The organism is Lentihominibacter hominis, from assembly GCF_014385065.1.
In the GTDB taxonomy this organism is placed as follows: domain Bacteria; phylum Bacillota; class Clostridia; order Peptostreptococcales; family Anaerovoracaceae; genus Lentihominibacter; species Lentihominibacter hominis.
Map to the genome: position 1 here is coordinate 778,695 of NZ_JACRTA010000001.1, position 19,764 is coordinate 798,458.

A 19,764-nucleotide genomic window follows, 5' to 3' on the forward strand; every position below is an offset into this window, starting at 1 on the left:
TTTTCTTGGCGTATGTACCTGTACCCAAAGACCTTTCCAAAGTCAAAACAAAAGTCGCTTTCAATCTGACAAAGCGGCAAATCGTTTGTTTTGCGGCGGCTCTCTTAATCGGACTGCCGCTGTTTTTTTTGCTCAAAGGCAGCGCAGGGACAAACCTTGCGGCTATGGCGATGATTGTCGTCATGCTCCCCTGTTTCCTGCTTGCCATGTATGAAAAACATGGGCAGCCCCTTGAAGTGGTGGTAAGAAATGTCGTTCAGACAAAGTTTACCCGCCCAAAGGAGCGACCTTACAGAACCGAAAACCTATACGCTGTCTTGGAAAAGCAGCGAAAACTTGAAAAGGAGGTATCAGCGATTGTCAAAAGGACAAACAAAAAAGACGCGGGAAGCCGCAGGAAACAGGCGTAAGCTGACCCGCGCCGAAAAGAAACAGATTGCCGAAGCTATCCGAAAGGCAAAGGGGGACGGCAAAGCCCGCACCGCACAGCAGACCATTCCTTACCTTGCCATGTACCCGGACGGTATCTGCAAGGTTACGGAAAAGAGATATTCAAAGTGCGTCGTGTTCGAGGACATCAATTATCAGCTTGCACAGGCAGACGATAAGACCGCCATTTTTGAAAACTGGTGCGATTTCCTCAACTACTTTGACGCGAGCGTGAGCGTGCAGCTTTCTTTCATCAATCAAGGGACGCAGCGGGAACAGGCAGAAAAAGCTATCACTATCCCGGCACAGGAGGACGCTTTTAACTCTATCCGCACCGAGTATTCGGATATGCTGAAAAATCAGCTTAGTAAAGGCAACAACGGGCTTGTGAAGCACAAATACATTACCTTTACCGTTGAAGCCGATAACAAGGCGGCTGCAAAATCAAGACTTTCCCGTATCGAAACCGACGTGTTTAACAATTTCAAGGTGCTTGGCGTAACCGCCCGCCCCTTATCCGGCTATGAACGCTTAAAGGTGCTGCATGGGGTATTCCACCCGGAGGGCGAGCCGTTCTCCTTTTCCTTTGACTGGCTTACCCCGTCGGGGCTGTCTACAAAGGATTTTATCGCCCCGTCCTCTTTCCGTTTTGGCGAGGGCAGATATTTCCGCATGGGGAAGAAAATCGGCGCGGCGAGCTTCCTTGAAATCCTTGCGCCGGAGCTTAACGACCGTATGCTTGCCGACATACTGGACTTGGAAACAGGGGTAATCGTCAATTTACATATCCGCAGTATCGACCAGTCGGAAGCAATCAAGACCATTAAGCGCAAAATCACAGACCTTGACAAGATGAAGATTGAGGAACAGAAAAAAGCGGTTAGAAGCGGCTATGACATGGATATAATCCCGTCCGACCTTGCCACCTTTGGCAGCGAAGCAAAGAACTTGTTGCAGGACTTACAGAGCCGCAACGAGCGAATGTTTCTCCTTACGTTCCTTGTGGTAAACATGGCAGACACGAAGCGGAAACTGGAAAATGATATTTTCGCTGCGGCGGGTATCGCACAGAAATACAACTGCCGCCTGACACGCCTTGACTATCAGCAGGAAGCAGGGCTTTTATCCAGTGTGCCGATTGGGGAAAACCTTATCCCGATACAACGGGGGCTTACCACATCAAGCACCGCTATTTTCATTCCCTTTATCACGCAGGAGCTTTTTCAGACGGGGCAAGCCCTGTACTATGGCTTGAACGCCCTTTCTAACAACATGATACTCTGCGACAGAAAGCAGCTCAAAAATCCCAACGGGCTTATATTGGGAACGCCGGGAAGCGGAAAATCTTTTGCGGCAAAAAGGGAAATGACAAATGCTTTCCTCATTACCGACGACGACATTATCATCTGCGACCCGGAAGCCGAGTATTTTTCCCTTGTGCAGCGTCTTAATGGGCAAGTGATACGTCTTTCCCCTACGGGCAGGGGCATTGACGGCAAGCCCCAGTATGTAAACCCTATGGACATAAACCTTAATTACAGCGAGGACGACAACCCCCTTGCGCTGAAAAGTGATTTTATCCTTTCCCTTTGCGAGCTTGTTATCGGAGGCAAGGAGGGTTTGCAGCCTGTCGATAAGACCGTCATTGACAGGGCTGTAAGAAATGTGTACCGCCCGTTCCTTGCAGACCCCGACCCGGCAAAAATGCCTATCTTGGGCGACCTTTACGACGAGCTGTTAAGACAGCCGGAGCCGGAAGCTGCCCGTATCGCGGCGGCATTGGAGCTGTATGTTTCCGGCAGCCTTAACGTATTCAACCACAGAACCAACGTGGAACTTTCTAACCGCCTTGTCTGCTTTGATATAAAGCAGCTTGGAAAGCAGCTTAAAAAGTTAGGTATGCTCATTGTGCAAGACCAGACATGGAACAGGGTAACGATAAACCGGGCAGAGAAAAAGGCGACCCGCTACTATATGGACGAATTTCACTTGCTCTTAAAAGAGGAACAGACCGCCGCTTACAGCGTGGAGATTTGGAAGCGTTTCCGTAAATGGGGCGGTATCCCAACAGCCATTACGCAGAACGTCAAAGACCTTTTGGCAAGCCGCGAGGTGGAAAATATCTTTGAGAACAGCGATTTTGTCCTCATGCTCAATCAAGCGCAGGGCGACCGTACTATCCTTGCAAAGCAGCTTAATATTTCCCCGCAGCAGATGAAGTATGTTACCCACACCGAAGCGGGCGAGGGGCTTATCTTCTATGGAAATGTGGTGCTGCCTTTTGTAGACCGCTTCCCGAAAGATACCGAGCTTTACAGGGTAATGACGACGAAGCCGGAGGAAGTTTCCGAAAGCGGAAAGTGAGGTGCAGACCATGAAGCAATATAAATCCCGCGATAAAATCACACAGAAAATGACCCGCGACGGGCTTATTGAGGTAAACGAAACACAGCAGACCGCCGAGCGTATCAGTAAACGGGAACAGGACGCGGATTTTCAAAAGTCCCCGGAGCAGCAAGCGGCGCAGGACGGGACGCAGCTTCAAGGTGTAGCGTCCCAAACTTCCCCGTTACCCCACGCACCGGGAGCTTCCCCCGCAAGGGACACCGCCACAGCAGAGCGCGTTATGGAGCATATCGAAGCAGCACAGACCCGCAGAGCCAGTAAAAAAGCGGTACATAAAGCACAGGAGGAAGTTACCGTACAAACAACATCTTCCCGCTTGCAGTTTACCGAGGAAGAACTTGCCGTCCCGGAACTGGAATGCTATATTGAGAAATCAAACAAAGCCGCTGACCGACTGGACGCAGCAAAGGCAGCTATCCCGAAGCAAAAGAAACTGGTTAAGGAGCGCACCTTTGACGAAGCCGCAGGAAAGGCAAAGACCCGACTTCACTTTGAAGAACAGGAAAAACCGATACCCGGCGGCAAAAAAGGAAACCCGCTGTCCCGCCCCGCACAGGAAGCAGGGATTTTCGTCCACAACAAGATACATTCCGTTGAAAAGGACAATTCCGGCGTTGAGGGGGCGCATAAATCGGAGGAACTTGCCGAGCGCGGCGCGAAATACGGGGCGCGGAAGTTAAAACAGGGCTACCGCAGCCATAAGCTGAAACCTTACCGGGAAGCGGCAAAGGCAGAAAAGGCAGCATTTAAGGCAAACGTCAACTTCCAGTATCACAAAACCCTGCACGACAACCCGCAGCTTACTTCTAACCCGCTTTCCCGTTTCATGCAGAAACAGCAGATAAAACGCCAGTATGCAAAGGCGGCAAAGAAAGGAGGGGCAAAAGCCGCAGCGGAAGCCACAAGAAAGACGGCGAAGAAAACCGCCGAGGAAACGAGGAAAGCCGCCGCATTTGCGGCAAGACACCCGGCGGGCATTTTGATTGCAGTTGCCGCGCTGCTTCTCTTTATTATGATTTCCGCAGGGCTGTCCTCTTGCGGGGCTATGTTTTCGGGCTTGACAAACGGGGTGCTTGGCACTTCCTACACATCCGAGGACAGCGACCTTGTGGCAGTTGAAAACAACTATGCCGCATTGGAAAACGGGCTGCAAAGTGAGATTGACAATATCGAAAGCACCCACCCCGGCTATGATGAATACCGCTACGACCTTGACAGTATCGGGCATAACCCCCACGAACTTGCGTCTTACTTGACCGCCCTCTTGCAGAGCTACACCCCGCAGAGCGCACAGGCAGAGCTTGAACGTATCTTTTCCATGCAGTACACCTTGACGCTGACCGAGGAAGTGGAAATACGCTACCGCACCGAAACAAGCACCGACCCGGAAACCGGGGAAACCACCACCGAGGAAGTCCCTTATGAGTATCACATCTTAAATGTGAAACTGACAAACAAGCCGATTTCAGAGCTTGCGGAGGAACTTCTTACGCCACAGCAGCTTGAAATGTACCGGGTGTATTTGGAAACAAGCGGCAACAAACCGCTGATTTTTGGCGGCGGTTCTCCCGACGGAAGCCCGTCCGAGGATTTAAGCGGTGTGGAGTTTGTAAACGGTACGCGCCCCGGAAATCAAGAGCTTATGGAGCTTGCAAAGCAGCAAGTCGGAAATGTGGGCGGCTACCCTTACTGGTCTTGGTACGGCTTTAACAGCCGCGTGGAATGGTGCGCCTGTTTTGTATCATGGTGCTACAATCAAGCCGGAAAAAGCGAACCGCGCTTTGCGGGCTGCGAATGGCAGGGTGTCCCTTGGTTTCAGTCAAGGGGACAATGGGGCGCACGCGGCTATGAGAATATCGCACCGGGCGACGCTATCTTTTTCGATTGGGATTTAGACGGCGTTGCCGACCATGTGGGGCTTGTGCTTGGCAGGGACGGCAGCCGCGTCTATACCGTTGAGGGCAATTCCGGCGACGCCTGCAAGATAAAGAGCTATGACCTTAACTATCAATGTATCAAAGGCTACGGGCTGATGAACTGGTAAAGCAACCCCAAAAAGAAAGGAGAAATGACCTATGGCAAACAATAAAATTGACCGTATCAATAAGGAAATCGCAAAGACCCGCGAGAAAATCACAGAGTATCAGAACAAGTTAAAAGGACTGGAAGTGCAGAAAACCGAAGCGGAAAACCTTGAAATCGTGCAGCTTGTACGAGCTATGCGTCTGACCCCGCAGGAACTGAACGCTATGCTGTCCGGCGGCGGTATTCCCGGCATGACTGCCGCACCCGCAGAAGAAAACGAACAGGAGGAAAATGCAGATGAAGAATAAACTGAAAAAGACCATGACTGCCCTTTGTGCCGCCCTTATCCTTATGGGCGGTTTTTCTGTCCCTGCCTATGCACAGGGCGCAGCCACAGAGCCGCCCGCCGGGGACGCGACCAACGACAGTAATGTAGTTGTGGAGGAAAAAGAGGAAACGCCGCCCCTTACCCCAAAGGGAAACGCTACACTGGTTGACGATTACGGCGGCAATAAGCAACTTATCACTGTTACCACCAAAGGCGGCAACTATTTCTATATCCTCATTGACCGCGCCGCCGAGGGCGAACAGACCGTACATTTCCTAAATCAAGTGGACGAAGCCGACCTTATGGCACTGACCGAAAACGGCGAAGCTGCCAAAAAGCCGGAAATCTGTAACTGTACGGAAAAATGCGAAGTCGGAAAGGTAAACACGTCCTGCCCGGTATGTGTTACCAGTATGACAGGCTGCACAGGCAAAGAACCTACCCCAACACCAACGGAGCAGCCGGAAGAACTGAAAGAAAAAGGCGGCAATCCCGGTGTGGTGCTTGCCTTAGTCCTCTTTGCCCTGCTTGGTGGCGGCGCAGCGTTCTACTACTTTAAGTTTCTAAAGCCGAAGCAGAATGTAAAGGGCGATACCGACCTTGAAGATTTTGAATTTGAGGACTACGACGAGGACGAGCCGGAAGCAGATACCGGGGAAACTCCCGAAGATGAAGAAACGGAGGAAGAAACCCTATGACCCTGTTTACCAACAATCCCTTTGAAAAGATGATGATACAGAAACCGAACGGGCGGCGTGATAATGCGCCGCCTGTTCCTTATCCCCCTGCTTGTGCTTCCTGCCCTTACAAGGGACAGTCCCCTTGTGTGGGGTACTGTCTGAAACAGGTACAGGAGAAAAAGAAAACCGAGCCGGAACGCTGAAAGGAGGAACTTATATTTGATTTTAGTTATCGCAGAAAAGCCCAGTGTGGCACAGACAATCGCTGCCGTACTGGGGGCAAAGGAAAAGAAAGACGGATTTCTCACAGGAAGCGGCTATATCGTTTCTTGGTGCGTGGGACATTTGGTAGGGCTTGCGGAAGCTGCCACCTACGGGGAACAATATAAAAAGTGGAGCTATGACAGCTTACCGATTTTGCCGCAGGAATGGAAGTACACCGTTGCTTCTGACAAGGAAAAGCAATTCAAAACCCTAAAAGAGCTTATGCACCGGGCAGACGTTTCCGAAGTCGTCAATGCCTGCGACGCGGGGCGCGAGGGCGAACTCATTTTCCGCTTTGTCTATGAAATGGCGGGCTGCAAGAAACCTATGCGCCGCCTTTGGATTTCTTCTATGGAGGACAGCGCAATCAAAGAGGGCTTTTCCCGTCTGAAGAACGGCGAGGAATACGACGCGCTCTTTGCTTCCGCATTGTGCAGGGCAAAGGCTGACTGGTTAATCGGTATCAATGCCACCCGCCTTTTCTCTGTCCTTTACAATCATACCTTGAACGTGGGACGCGTACAGACCCCGACCTTAAAAATGCTTGTTGACCGGGACGCAGCGATTACCACATTTAAGAAAGAAAAATACTACCATGTGCGCCTTGTCTTATCCGGCGCGGAAGCTGCAAGCGAAAAACTATCTGACCGTTCCGAAGCTGACAAGCTGAAAGCTGCTTGCGAAGTGTCAAAAGCAGTCTGTGCTTCCCTTGTGAAAGAGAAAAAGACCGCAGCCCCGCCGAAGCTCTTTGACCTTACTTCTTTACAGAGGGAAGCAAACCGCCTGTTCGGTTATACCGCAAAGCAGACCCTTGACCTTGCACAATCTCTGTATGAAAAAAGACTTCTTACTTATCCGAGAACAGACAGCGCATTTCTGACCGACGACATGAGCGACACAGCGGCGGGCATTATCAAGCTGCTTTGTGGGAAATTTTCTTTTATGGCGGGAAAAGACTTCACGCCGGAGCTTGGAAAGGTGCTGAACAGTAAAAAGGTATCAGACCACCATGCCATTATCCCGACTATGGAGCTTGCAAAGACCGACCTTGCCACGCTGCCGGAAAGCGAAAGGAATATCCTTACCCTTGCCGGGGCGCGTCTGCTCATGGCGACCGCTGCACCGCATACCTTTGAAGCGGTTACAGCAGTTTTTGAATGTGCCGGACAGTCTTTTATCGCAAGGGGAAAAACGGTGCTGTCCGACGGGTGGAAAGAGATTGACCGAAGATACAGGGCAGCCTTAAAGAACAAGCCCGAAACGGACGACGCAGACAGTGACACAGAAAAGACCCTGCCGCCATTTACCGAGGGACAGACCTTTGAAAATCCGACGGCAAAGGTAACGGAGCATGACACAACACCGCCAAAACCTCACAACGAAGCGTCGCTGCTCTCTGCTATGGAGCGCGCCGGAAGTGAGGACACCGACCCGGACGCAGAACGCAAAGGGCTTGGAACTCCCGCCACCCGCGCCGCCGTCATTGAAAAACTGGTAAAGGGCGGCTTTGTGGAGCGAAAAGGCAAGCAGCTACTTCCCACAAAGGACGGTATCAATCTTGTGTGTGTCCTGCCGGACACCTTGACAAGCCCGCAGCTTACCGCAGAATGGGAAAACAATCTGACGCAGATTGCCAAAGGCAAGGCAGACCCCGCCGCATTTATGGAGGGTATCGAGGATATGGCGCGGGAACTGGTAAAGACCTATCCGTTTCTTTCTGATGATAAAGCGCAGATGTTCAAGCCGGAACGGGAAGCGTTGGGAAGCTGCCCCCGCTGCGGTTCTCCTGTCTATGAGGGAAAGAAAAACTACTATTGCAGCAATAAGGAATGTAGCTTTACCATGTGGAAAAATGACCGTTTCTTTGAAGAACGAAAAGTAACCTTTACCCCCAAAATTGCCGCTGCACTCTTACAATCCGGCAAAGTAAATGTGAAAAAGCTCTATTCCCCAAAGACGGGCAAAACCTACGACGGAGCTATCGTATTGGCTGATACAGGCGGGAAATATGTCAACTACCGCATTGAACTGTCGAAGAAGAAATAACTGAATAGCAAGCATAGGAAAAGAGTACCCTTTTCCGTAAAATCCCTGCTTTCTCTACCGAGAACGGCGGGGATTTTTGCTTGTTGGGAAGTTTCCCAAACCCTCTGTTTTATGGAGGGTTTTACCCTCTGAAACCGAAGAAAGGAGGTTACACATGGCAAGTTTACGGGACACCGTAAAGGACTATCAAGAAGAATTAAGGGACGGTATCGCTTGGGTGGCGTTTTGGAAAACGGGACGTTCTTGGAACGCCGAATATTTCCACCTTGAAATGAGCGACTACCTTTACCCGGAGGACAGAAGCCGCATGGAAGAAATCAAACAGGCTGACCCTGCCGCCGTTGTGGTAAACGGCTATTATTCCGGCTATCTTGGCGAGGATATGAACCTTGACGAGCTGACCGCCGGGGTGCGCCGCCACTACGAAAACGGATATAGCAATATCGGGGAATTTATCGAAGCCCACGACGACAGGCTGCCGCCGGAGCTTATCGAGGAAGCAAGAGCCGCCGCCCACGCTGCGGGGCTTCCTTTCTCTGAAAAAGCCTACCGGGACGGCGAAGAACCCGACCCCTATATTTTTGACGGGAGCATGAGCATGGAGGACTACGAACTTATGCACCGTATGATTGAAAACGAAAGGAGCGAACGCATGGTAGAAACGATTTTAAGCGGGTATCTTTCTAATCTTGGAAAGTACACCGAGGGCAGACCTGCGGGCGAATGGGTATCATTCCCCACGACTGCCGAGCATTTGAAAGAAGTCTTTGACCGTATCGGGATAGACGGCAAAAACTACGGGGAGCTGCATATCACAGAATACCAGTCCTCTATTGCAGGACTGGCAGGAAAATTGACCGAGCTTGAAAGCCTTGACGAACTGAACTATTTGAGCGAACTTTTGAAAATGCAGTTTGACGACGACCGGGAAAAATTTGTTGCAGCTATGGAATACGGCGACCATACAAGGGACTTGCAGGATATTATCAACCTTGCACAAAACCTTGATTGTTACTGGCTTTACCCGTCCGTACAGAGTGAGGAAGATTACGGGCATTATCTGATTGAAGAACTGGACGAGTTGGAGCTGCCCGAAGAAGCAAAAAAATATTTCATGTATGAGGAATACGGGCGGGACGCTGCTATCAATGACGGGGGCAGCTTTACCGAGCAGGGCTATATCTACAATAACCGCAACACCTTTACACAGTGGTACGACGGGCGCGACGTGCCGGAGGAATACCGGGTAACGCCGCAGCCGCCAGTACAGGAAAAGGAACAGGCAGACCTTGACGCTTCCGCAGCCATACAAACCGCCGCCACAGAGCAGCCCCCGGTTCTCCCGATTATCCTATCTTCTGAAAAGCCCGCCGATAAAATGAAAGAGATTACCGACCGACTGGAACAGGGAATTTTAGGACTGTATGAAAGCGACCGTTACGCCGATTATCTGCGTACCATGTCAAAATTCCATGATTACAGCCTTAACAATACAATCCTTATCGCCATGCAGGGCGGCAATCTTGTGAAAGGCTATAAACAATGGGAAAAGGAATTTGACCGCCATGTAAAGCCCGGAGAAAAAGCTATCAAGATACTTGCACCGTCCCCGTTTACCGTCAAGAAGCAGGTGGAAAAAATCGACCCGGACACCCAAAAGCCTGTTTTCGATAAGGACGGAAAACCTGTTACCGAAGAAAAAGAAATCAAGATACCCGCTTTTCGTGTAGTATCTGTCTTTGATATTTCACAGACCGAGGGAAAAGAACTTCCTGCCCTTACCTATGAGCTTACGGGCAACGTGGAACAATACAAGGATTTTTTCGCTGCCCTTGAAAAGACTTCCCCGTTTGCTATGGGATTTGAAGCACTAAGCGGCGGCGTAAAAGGACGCTGCAATTATGAGGAAAAGCGTATCTTCATCAACGAGGGCATGGACGAATTGCAGAATATCAAGACCGCAATCCATGAAATCGCCCACGCCACGCTGCATGATACCGCCCTTGCCATGCCGGAACGCCCCGACCGCCGCACCCGCGAGGTACAGGCGGAAAGCGTCGCCTATGCGGTCTGCCAACATTACGGGCTTGATACGTCGGACTATTCTTTTGGGTATATCGCCGGGTGGAGCAGCGGAAAAGAACTTGCAGAACTGAAAGGCTCTCTTGAAACAATCCGCAGCACCGCCGCAAATCTGATTGATACCATAGACGGACATTTTGCAGAAATCCAAAAGGCACAGGATAAGGAACAGACCACCGAACAGGCACAGCCCGCACAGGAAGCCGCCAAACAGCCCGAAACAAAAGCAGCCGCGCCGGAGCTTCCCGAAGAAACAGCCCCGGTACAGGAAAAAGAAGCACAGCCGGAACAGGCTGCACCCGCCGCCCCTTATTATACTATCAATGAAGCTGCCGCCAAACGTGCAAAGGATATGAACAGTTTTTCCGATTATAAGCAAGGCAGCGCGACGGCTGAATACAGGCACTATGTAGATGAAGCCGTACAACTTGCAGAAAGGCAGAAACAGCGGGTAGACCCGATGTACCATGAGAAAATCGACAGCCTGCTTGACACCTATGCCCGGAAACTGGCGGCGAACATGAATAAAGGCTATGAGATTGACGCGCGTGTTCCCTCTATCCTGATTGCGGGCGGCTCTAACTTCCCCACAAGGAAGAAAGAAAAGCAGAACGCAGCCCGCGACAGCAATTACCGGGAATGGCAGGACATACAAGGGCTTCTTGATAAAATCCGCAGTACCGGCATGGGCGGTATCAGCGCAGACGACCCGCAGGCAGTACAGAAGTTAGAAAAGAAACTGGAAAGCCTTGAAAAATCACAGGAAACCATGAAAGCCGTAAACGCCTACTACCGCAAGCATAAGACCCTTGACGGCTGCCCGCATTTACCGCCGGAGGAACTGGAAAAATTGAAAGCAGACATGGCGAGCAGTTGGCATTTGGAGGACAAGCCCTTTGCGACTTGGGCGTTATCCAACAACAGCGCAGAAATCCGGCGCGTGAAAGACCGTATCAAATCCCTTTCACAGCAAAAAGAAATCGGTTTTGTAGGTTGGGAATTTGACGGCGGCAAGGTGGAAGCAAACACCGAAGCGAACCGACTGCAAATCTTCTTTGAGGATAAGCCGGACGAAGCCACGCGGGAAGCCTTAAAAAGTAATGGCTTCCGTTGGTCGCCAAAAGCCGGGGCATGGCAGCGGCAGCTTACCAGTAACGCCTACTATGCGGCTGATTATGTGAAAGCGATTGCTCCCCTTACCGGGGAAAAGCCTACCGAGTTACAGCGGGCGCATATCCGGCAGCAAAAGGTAGCTGCACAGGAACAACCCGCACAGGAGCAGCCGGAGCAGGAAGCCCCACAGGACAAAGACACCTTTTCCATTTATCAGATAAAAGGCGGGGACGAAACAAGGGACTTGCGTTTTGAGCCTTACGACCGTCTGATTGCCGCCGGACACCGGGTAGACCCGAAAAACTATGCCCTTGTCTATTCCGCACCTCTTACGCCGGGGACTTCCCTTGAAGATATTTACACCCGCTTTAATATCGACCACCCGAAAGATTTTAAGGGACACAGCCTTTCTGTTTCCGACGTAGTGGTGCTTCATCAGAACGGGCAGGACACCGCCCACTATGTAGACAGCTTCGGTTATAAGAAAGTGCCGGAATTTTTGCAGCCGGAAAACTATCTGAAAACTGCCGAGCAGACCACCGAGCAAAACTACAACATGATTGACGGGCAGATAAACAACACCCCGACCGTCGCAGAATTGGAAGCAAAGGTAAAGACAGGAGAAACCATTTCCCTTGTTGACCTTGCGGAAACTGTCAAGGCTGACAAGGAACGTGGCAAGGCAGCAAAAACGGAAAAGAAGCCCTCTATCCGGGCGCAGCTTAAAGCAGCGAAAGAACAGACACCGAAGAAACAGGCAAAACAGAAAACACAGGATTTGGAAAGGAGCTGACGCATGAATAAGTTTGAAAACGTGGATATTTTCGCTTCTCTTGACGCTATCATGCGGCAGAATACAGGATTTTTCCAAAGTGATTTTGACATTGACAAGGAGATTATCGCAAAAGCAGCGGCAAGCCCTAACAGAGAGGATAAGACGCTGCTATGGTTTTGCCGCCCGTCCGGGACGCATTGTTTTAAGGAGCGCGACGTGTTCCTAAAGGATACCGCCGCCCACAATACATGGTGTTTTTACAAAGAGCAGACCTGCGACCGCGTTCTTGCCTATGCCGTCGAGCTGACGGGCAGGGAGCGCGGGAAAATCAAAGGCAATCTTTATGAGCTTGACTATGCAAGGCAGTATGAGCGCGTTAAGGACAATGCGCTTGCCGCCGACACAGTCAAGTTGATTTATGAGCATGGGACAAGGGAGATACCCGCCGGACAGCATTTTAACGGAAATCCCGATACTTCTTTAGGGAAGTTTGAACACTTTGAAGCAGTACCCAACGACCCGGACGCGCTACAATTCCTTTTACGGGAAGAAAAGCAAAAACGGGATAAACTGACACCGGGCGACTTCAAGGAACATACCGCCGCCCTGCGTGCTGGGCTGATTGAAGCCGAAGCGCGGCGCATTGTGCAGGAAATGAAGCGCAGGGACACGCCCAATAGCCCTAATAGGACACATTTCATGGTGGAGCTGTCCCCGACATTTATGCAGCTTGCGTCCTCTAAGGACACCGACCGTCTGTTTTCCATGTTGCCCTATAAGACACTTTCCTTTTCCAAAATCGAGGGCAGACATGGAACATACGCCTTGATTGATAAAAATGAAAACCGGGGCACAGATATTCGCAGGGTGCGCCCCTCAATCCGGGCGCAGCTTGCCGCTGACAAAAGAAAAGCCGCCCCGAAAAAGGCGGCTGTAAAATCAAAAAATCACGAATTGGAGGTATGAGCATGATTAGACTGACAGTTGAAGAAACAAACCTGTTGAGCATTTACAATGAGGACGGCAAACGTGGGCTTACAGAAAACATCAACGCTGCGCTGCCGTTCATGGACGAGGATATGCGGGAACTGGCGAAACGCACCCTTGCGAAAATCGCACCTCTGACAGAAAATGAGTATGCGGAGCTTGCTATTTTCGCCGCTGATGAGGTATGACCGGGATAAAGCGGCTTACACCACCCCAAAGCCGGAAAGTCAACAGCCTTATAAAAAAGGAGTGCTGCAACTGCGATAACGGACACTGTATTTTACTGGACGACGGGGAGGAATGTGTCTGCCCGCAGCTTATTTCCTATTCGCTTCTTTGCAAATGGTTTCAGACCGCCGTATTGCCCCTTGACAAGCTGCTGTATGCAGAGCTTTTCAAGACCGAGGATAAAAAGCGTTGTACCGAGTGCGGAACTTCTTTTGCGTCCACCTCTAACAGCGTCAAATACTGCCCGGACTGCCGGAAGCGTATTACCCGCAGACAGGCAGCGGAGCGCATGAGAAAACGGCGCGCCCTTGTTACGTAGTAGGGGCAAAAAAAGCCTTGATTTACGGGGATTTCAGTGCTTGAAAATGACGCGGCAAGGGTTTTATACCTTATCCCCTAAAAATGACGTTCTATTGCGTAACAGATACCAAAAACGCACCTACATAAAACAGGGCGCGGACAGTCTTTTGTTGGCTGTCTGCGCCCTGTTCTTTTACTTTATTCGTGCAGTTCTTCTATATCCTTTATTCGGTTTTCCAATAGGATATACAGCTCTCCATTCTCTCCCCTTATAACCAGAGTATCATTTTCATCGGAATAAGTTCCATATTCCACACATTCTATATATCCGATAAGTGTATTTCCGTCCTCAAAAGTAATTTGGATTTTACTGTCTGCGTTAATATAAGTTTCTACGCCATAACTGCCATTTTCTAATGTTATTCTGTAACATGGTGTAATACCAACCATTTTCATAATTATTCCCGTTCCTTTCCTTTCTTCCGTTCCGGCTCTTTGCCTTGCCGCAAAATATTGTCTATGTTCTGTTTGATAACGTCGTATTCCTTGACCTGTTTTTTCAGCTTGCCATAATCAGCGTAAAGGGCTTCTTTTTGCGCTTGTAGTTTCCCGTATTCTTCCTGCATGGCGGCAAGATTGGGGAGTTTAGTAACGCCCGCCGCTTTCAGTGTCTTTACTGCCGCTTCATGGAGTATCAGACTGCTTTCCTGCTTTGCCCGGTATGCGTCCTTATCCTTTGCCCTGCGGTATGCTTCATAGACAGGTTTTGTCTTTTGGTAGGTAGTAACGTGCTTCATCAGCACCGCCATATCTGCAAGACGCTTTTCCACGCTCTTTAATGCGTCTGCTGTCTTTTCATTTTCCGCATTTACTTCCTCAATCCGGCTGACTAAATCTGCGTACTGCTCAATCTTATGTTCTGTCAAGAAATTCATAGTCTTTGCAGCCAGTTTCAGATTATGGATTTTCGCCCACTGTTCATAGCCCCGGCTCTCTTGTGCCTTGATACTGTTTTCAATGTCAATAAGCAGCGATACGCCGCGCTGCTCTTTGGGAGCTTTCGCTGCCTTTGTGCGTTTGCCCTCTATCCGTTCTCTTATGGCTTCCTCTGTATAATCTGTACCGAGAGTTTTCAGACGGGTAAAGCGTTCCTGTCCGGGAGCGCGGCAGGAGATATATTTTCCCGGCTTTATCTCATAACCCGCTGCCTGTAACCGCTGCAACAATTCTTCAAAACTTGCTACTTGGGGGATAAGCGTATCAACGGCAATTTTCAGCTTGCCTTTCCAACTTGTACCGACCTTTTCCGCTTGATATTCTGCATAGCTTTTTCCCTTGCTGCCTTTGCCCGGAACGACAACAGACAGCCCGTTTTCCCGGCACAGCTTATCGCTCATGTTCCGTATGCCGTAGTAACTGCGCTTATTGGAATTGTACTTATGGTAGTCAACAAAATTGACCGCACAAAAAATGATATGGTTATGGATATGCCCTTTGTCTATGTGGGTAGTTAAGACGTATTCATGCTGTCCCTTTGTTACCGCGTCGGCAAGCTGCTTTCCGATTTCGTGGGCTTTCTCATAATCTACTTCTCCCGGCTCAAAGGACTGTATCAAATGGTGGGCGAGATTGTTTCCCTTATCTATGGCTTGTGCAAGCGTAAATCCAAACTCAATATCTGCCGTTTCATAGCTGCACCCAAAGGAGGACACAAGCATTTTCCCGTCTGTTTTATCCGGGTTTTGGATATAGTCAAGGGCTTTGCTCAACGTGCTTTTAATAGGCTTAATCTTTGTAACCGCCATATCTCCGCAAGCACCCCCTTTATTTCCTCTATGTCCTCTTGGTAAACGCTGCCTGTCGCATTGACACGCTTTGCAATCTGATTGATGTTGACCCCGATTTTCTGTATCTCTGCTGTCATGCCTTTTATATCGCTATGGTCTGTCTGAATGATATACCCGTCAATGGCAATCTTGCGAAGATACGCCGCCATGTTCCGGGTAGGGACAAGCTTCATTTTCTGTTCAATCAATGCCCTTTCTTCCTCTGTTACATAGAATTTGATTTGTATTTTTCTTTTGCGTCCGTTCATGCAATCGCTCCTTTCCATTCCGAGGGTTTGGGACACTTCCCAACAAGCAATTTTCAACCGACGCACCGCAGGACGGGAGGGCGAAAATACGGAAAAGGGTACTCTTTTCCTATGCTTGCTACGAAACTTTATCCCTTACTACCTACAACACCGGGAACGGCAAATTTGACGAACTTTCCCAAAAGAAAAACGCCGCAATCTGCGACGTTTCAATCACTCTATATAAACAAAAACGAGAGAACTTTATTCCCCCGTTTCGTCGTTGTTGGCTTCCTCTATTCCTTTTGCAGTAGCAGACAGGATTTTCAAATCTTTTTCGCTCATACCGTCAAGCATAGTATCGAGCTGACGGCGGCGCGTGGATTTCTCCTGTTCCCGTTCCGGGAAAAAGAACTGGTCTACTGATACATCAAGCAGGGTTACAAGCTCATATAAAATCTGTAAACTTGGGTGCTGCCCGCTGTTCTCAATGGACGCGATATATCGGGGCGCAATATTCAGCGTATCGGCTAACTGATTGCGTGATATTCCCTTTGCTTTTCTTGCTGCTTTAATGGCTTGCCCGAAAGCCTTAAAATCAAATTTTTCTTTGTTCTGCTTCATAGTCATTTCACCCAACTACATTGTATATTTCATCTTCCTTTCGAGATATGATTACACACAGCACATTATTGACTGAAATAGAGCATATCATATACTTGATATTATTCGGCTATCCGAGTATAATTATACTGGTAAAATTTGAGGAAAGGGCGTTTTGATTATGGAATATATGTCTTGTCCCGAAGCGGCAAAGAAATGGGGAATTTCTGAAAGACGAGTACAGATACTTTGTAGCGAAAATCGCATACCGGGCGTTTCAAAACTGGGGTATATGTGGCTGATACCAAAAAACGCGGAAAAACCTTTTGATATGAGAAAGAAACAACATAAAATGCAGATACAATAAACAAACAAATAAACCTTACAACAACTGTAAGTGGTGTGGTTGCTTCTTATGCAGTAAAATTATATTCGTAAGATAAGCGTAAGCAAAAAATGTGAGGTGTGAGATATGAATGATACAAAAAAACTATTAGAAGTACGCGACTTGCACAAAGCATATTCCAAAGAGGGGGTTCCAACAAAAGCACTAAACGGAATTACCTTTGATGTTCTGAATGGCGAATATTTGGGAATTATGGGAGCCAGCGGTTCTGGAAAAACAACATTGTTGAATTGTATTGCTACGGTCATTAAACCAACCTCTGGACAAATTTTACTTTCAGGTGCCAATATAAGCTCTTTTGATGGCACGAAGTTGGCTGAATATCGTGGCAACAAGATTGGTTATCTATTTCAAGATTTTGCTTTACTTGATAATCTAACTGGTAAAGAAAATATTATATTGCCTTTATCAATTCATAATATTGACATTGTTACAGCGGAAAAAAAGCTAAAAGATATAGCAGATTTTCTTGGAATTACAGACGTTCTTTCTAAATTTCCGTCACAAATGTCGGGCGGTCAAAAACAACGCGTAGCTGCTGCACGTAGTTTGATTTCTGACCCCGATATTATTTTGGCTGATGAACCTACAGGTGCATTAGATACAAAATCAGCACGTTTACTCATGGAGAAGTTACAGGAAATCAATCTTAGGCGTGGACGCACAATCCTAATGGTCACGCATGACCCTAACGCCGCGAGTTTCTGTTCTCGTATTTTGTTCATTCAAGACGGTGTTATTTTCCATGAGTTACGTCGTAAAATTCCAAATGAAACACAGGAAGATTTTTATGCACGTATTTTACAAGTGATGGCTCAAATGGGGGGAGGAAGTGCAAATGTTCTTTAATCTCACATGGCGAAACGCCAAACGGAGCCGTAGCGAAAACCTAATTTATTTTCTGACAATGATAACAGCCGTAGCAATGTTTTATATAGTGCTTTCTCTTGGACAACAGGACGTAATACGTTTTTTAAGTGAAATTGAGAGCGACGCAGTAGAACGGTTGCTTACTAATCTTTTACCGACGGTTTATCTTTGTGCTTTATTATTTGTGTTCTTTCTCGTAGTATTTGCAAACAAATATCAACTTGAATGTCGTAGTCGAGAACTGGGGCTTTATTTGATGTTTGGAATGACAAAGATTAAATTATTTATTCAAATAATGACAGAGGGGCTAATCACGTCGTTTTTAGCTCTTTTAGGAGGGCTTGTATGCGGTGGCTTTTTATCCGAAGCTATAAGTCTTACAACCGCGCGTTTAGTAGGGCATGGTATCATTACACACCAATTAAGTTTTTCTGTAAGTGCCGCTATTTTCACATCGTTAGGCTTCTTGATTATTCAGTTTGTAGCATTGTTTGTTCTATGCGGAAAGCTGTTCCGTAAAGAGCTACATCAACTTGTTTATGGAGAGATGGCGAAAAAGCAACGCACAGGGAATCCATATGTAAGTTTCGTATCGTTTGCTATAGGCACCGTAATTTTGCTTGTCGCGTACTGGATTGTTGTAGAGCATTTTATGGCTGCGAGTGGGGCAATGCTGCTTATTGCCGTTTTACTTGGAATTATCGGAACAATTCTATTTATTCGAGGACTTGCAAGAATTTTGAGTATATGGGCAGCTTCTATAAAACACAAAGCCACAAGAGGACTTTATGTATTTACTTTACGGCAGTTGCATGAAAATGTCGTTAATAAATATATTTCAATCAGCGTAGCGTCCATTCTGATGATGCTTACTATTATGTTAATTACCGACGGCTCAGTGCGCATAATGTCATATGGGAGTGAATTGACACGAGGTACTTCTGTTTATGACTTTACTGTAATGGGCAACGACCAAATTGTTGAGAAGTATCTTTCCAACGAACAAATTCGTCCTTATGTATCAAATCTGAACCGTATGGAAATAGGAAATATAAAATCCACTGCTTCGGATGGGATAAGTTCTCCTGTTGATTGGTCGAAATTTAGGAAACAAATCGTGCAGCATTTACCTCAAGATGTAGTAGACCCTGCCACACAAGAAGATGGTATGTATAGTTTTGGCTCCGACCAACCTGCTGCCTTAAACCTTTTAGGTCTTATTGATACTGGTAGTTCTTCTCCTTATTTGCTTCCTGTATCTTCCTATAATCGGTTATTGGATGCCGCGGGAGAAAAACAGATTAGCCTTGGGAACAATGAAGTTGTCTATTATCTCAACCCAGATTTTTTAGGTAATGCTCAAGATGAAACGGTTACACTGTTAAATCAAATTGCAGCAGACGCACAGGCGAATAATGAAGCGTTGCTTTCTATCAACGAAAGACCATTTTATCTTGTTCCCTCTGTACCGATGAAAGGGTTGACCGCAGATGAAAATATCAAGATTATAACTGCATTGATTGTTTCAGATGAGATATATTCAGAATTTGTAAATTCAGACACTTGTATGGTTTATTGGAACTTTTGTATTCCTAATGAACTTGTTGAAACAAAAGGTTTAATGTTACCGATTATGGAAGCTCGTGATTTGTTAAAACCATCTGGTCTATATTACGAAAGCTATCTTAATAATTTTGGGCGACAATTATTTTATGTTATTTCCGGAAGTTATACAACACTATACATGGGATTTATGTTTTTGATTATTGCGTGTGCATTACTTGCCCTGCAATTCTTGACGCAAATGCAAACTACAAAATCAAGGTATCTAACACTCTCTATTTTAGGAGCACGACGTGAACAAATTAAGCGTTCTATCAACCAACAAGTATTATGGTATTTCCTGCTTCCTCTTATATTAGCGTGTATCAGCGGAGCAGTAGGGATATATGCCATGCAGCTATATTTATATTCAGGAGCGGCACACCTTGAACAGTCCTATCCTCTTTTAATTGCTATGGCTGTTATTGTTGTTCTTGTTATGGTAATTTACGGTGTGGCTGTTGCTCGAACAGCTAATCGTGAAATAGGAAAGCTCAATTACAAGCCCAATTCTTAACAGGCTTATAAATATTATGGGAAAGGAGG

General features: G+C 47.8%; 18 protein-coding genes. 14 read left to right on the plus strand and 4 right to left on the minus strand.

What is annotated here, in order from left to right; all coding sequences use genetic code 11:
- The first annotated feature begins 5 nt into the window (after positions 1 to 5).
- The 11 genes from H8692_RS03685 to H8692_RS03735 all read left to right on the plus strand — a co-directional run bounded on the left by H8692_RS03685 (position 6) and on the right by H8692_RS03735 (position 13,682).
- The gene (locus H8692_RS03685) at positions 6 to 410 is read left to right on the plus strand and encodes a PrgI family protein (protein ID WP_003529188.1); all 405 of its coding nucleotides are present in this window, start codon (positions 6 to 8) and stop codon (positions 408 to 410) included.
- Complete coding sequence (locus H8692_RS03690; RefSeq protein WP_002610325.1) at positions 358 to 2,793, plus strand: VirB4-like conjugal transfer ATPase, CD1110 family; 2,436 nt, start codon at positions 358 to 360, stop codon at positions 2,791 to 2,793. Before H8692_RS03685 ends, H8692_RS03690 begins: the two co-directional genes overlap by 53 nt.
- Positions 2,794 to 2,803: 10 nt before the next feature.
- Positions 2,804 to 4,879 (plus strand): C40 family peptidase, encoded by a 2,076-nt coding sequence (locus H8692_RS03695; RefSeq protein WP_445422180.1) that lies wholly within the window; start codon positions 2,804 to 2,806, stop codon positions 4,877 to 4,879.
- Between the two features lie 31 nt (positions 4,880 to 4,910).
- Positions 4,911 to 5,168, plus strand: a complete 258-nt coding sequence (locus tag H8692_RS03700) for a DUF4315 family protein (protein ID WP_055153476.1) — start codon at positions 4,911 to 4,913, stop codon at positions 5,166 to 5,168.
- Positions 5,158 to 5,886, plus strand: coding sequence for a DUF4366 domain-containing protein (locus H8692_RS03705; RefSeq protein ID WP_002610332.1), 729 nt, complete (start codon positions 5,158 to 5,160; stop codon positions 5,884 to 5,886). The genes H8692_RS03700 and H8692_RS03705 overlap by 11 nt, the downstream gene beginning before the upstream one ends.
- On the plus strand, positions 5,883 to 6,071 hold the full coding sequence (locus H8692_RS03710; RefSeq protein ID WP_002610333.1) for a hypothetical protein: 189 nt from the start codon (positions 5,883 to 5,885) through the stop codon (positions 6,069 to 6,071). Before H8692_RS03705 ends, H8692_RS03710 begins: the two co-directional genes overlap by 4 nt.
- A 16-nt stretch (positions 6,072 to 6,087) precedes the next feature.
- Entirely contained in the window at positions 6,088 to 8,178 is a 2,091-nt protein-coding gene (locus H8692_RS03715) for a DNA topoisomerase 3 (protein ID WP_187525014.1), read from the plus strand.
- 154 nt (positions 8,179 to 8,332) lie between these two features.
- Entirely contained in the window at positions 8,333 to 12,166 is a 3,834-nt protein-coding gene (locus H8692_RS03720) for an antirestriction protein ArdA (RefSeq protein ID WP_187525015.1), read from the plus strand.
- A gap of 3 nt (positions 12,167 to 12,169) precedes the next feature.
- A complete protein-coding gene (locus H8692_RS03725) occupies positions 12,170 to 13,114 on the plus strand; it encodes a hypothetical protein (protein ID WP_055153478.1) in 945 nt (314 codons plus the stop codon).
- 2 nt (positions 13,115 to 13,116) lie between these two features.
- Entirely contained in the window at positions 13,117 to 13,323 is a 207-nt protein-coding gene (locus H8692_RS03730) for a transposon-transfer assisting family protein (RefSeq protein WP_002610341.1), read from the plus strand.
- Positions 13,320 to 13,682, plus strand: coding sequence for a cysteine-rich VLP domain-containing protein (locus tag H8692_RS03735; RefSeq protein ID WP_002610343.1), 363 nt, complete (start codon positions 13,320 to 13,322; stop codon positions 13,680 to 13,682). The genes H8692_RS03730 and H8692_RS03735 overlap by 4 nt, the downstream gene beginning before the upstream one ends.
- Positions 13,683 to 13,861: 179 nt before the next feature.
- On the opposite strand, the gene H8692_RS03740 is transcribed toward H8692_RS03735, so the two are convergent.
- The 4 genes from H8692_RS03740 to H8692_RS03755 all read right to left on the minus strand — a co-directional run bounded on the left by H8692_RS03740 (position 13,862) and on the right by H8692_RS03755 (position 16,361).
- Complete coding sequence (locus H8692_RS03740) at positions 13,862 to 14,119, minus strand: hypothetical protein (RefSeq protein WP_002610344.1); 258 nt, start codon at positions 14,117 to 14,119, stop codon at positions 13,862 to 13,864.
- A gap of 2 nt (positions 14,120 to 14,121) precedes the next feature.
- Positions 14,122 to 15,468: a relaxase/mobilization nuclease domain-containing protein gene (locus tag H8692_RS03745; protein ID WP_002610346.1), complete on the minus strand. Its 1,347-nt coding sequence runs from the start codon at positions 15,466 to 15,468 to the stop codon at positions 14,122 to 14,124.
- Complete coding sequence (locus H8692_RS03750; RefSeq protein WP_002610348.1) at positions 15,429 to 15,758, minus strand: plasmid mobilization protein; 330 nt, start codon at positions 15,756 to 15,758, stop codon at positions 15,429 to 15,431. Before H8692_RS03750 ends, H8692_RS03745 begins: the two co-directional genes overlap by 40 nt.
- Positions 15,759 to 16,001: 243 nt before the next feature.
- Positions 16,002 to 16,361 (minus strand): helix-turn-helix transcriptional regulator, encoded by a 360-nt coding sequence (locus tag H8692_RS03755; RefSeq protein WP_286439335.1) that lies wholly within the window; start codon positions 16,359 to 16,361, stop codon positions 16,002 to 16,004.
- A gap of 160 nt (positions 16,362 to 16,521) precedes the next feature.
- On the opposite strand from H8692_RS03755, the gene H8692_RS03760 reads away from it, so the two are divergent.
- From H8692_RS03760 to H8692_RS03770, 3 genes are all read left to right on the plus strand, one after another.
- Positions 16,522 to 16,707, plus strand: a complete 186-nt coding sequence (locus H8692_RS03760; RefSeq protein WP_003533355.1) for a helix-turn-helix domain-containing protein — start codon at positions 16,522 to 16,524, stop codon at positions 16,705 to 16,707.
- A 105-nt stretch (positions 16,708 to 16,812) separates the two neighbouring features.
- Complete coding sequence (locus H8692_RS03765; RefSeq protein ID WP_002610352.1) at positions 16,813 to 17,595, plus strand: ABC transporter ATP-binding protein; 783 nt, start codon at positions 16,813 to 16,815, stop codon at positions 17,593 to 17,595.
- A 58-nt stretch (positions 17,596 to 17,653) separates the two neighbouring features.
- The gene (locus H8692_RS03770) at positions 17,654 to 19,735 is read left to right on the plus strand and encodes an ABC transporter permease (RefSeq protein ID WP_254225375.1); all 2,082 of its coding nucleotides are present in this window, start codon (positions 17,654 to 17,656) and stop codon (positions 19,733 to 19,735) included.
- Positions 19,736 to 19,764: the final 29 nt, after the last annotated feature.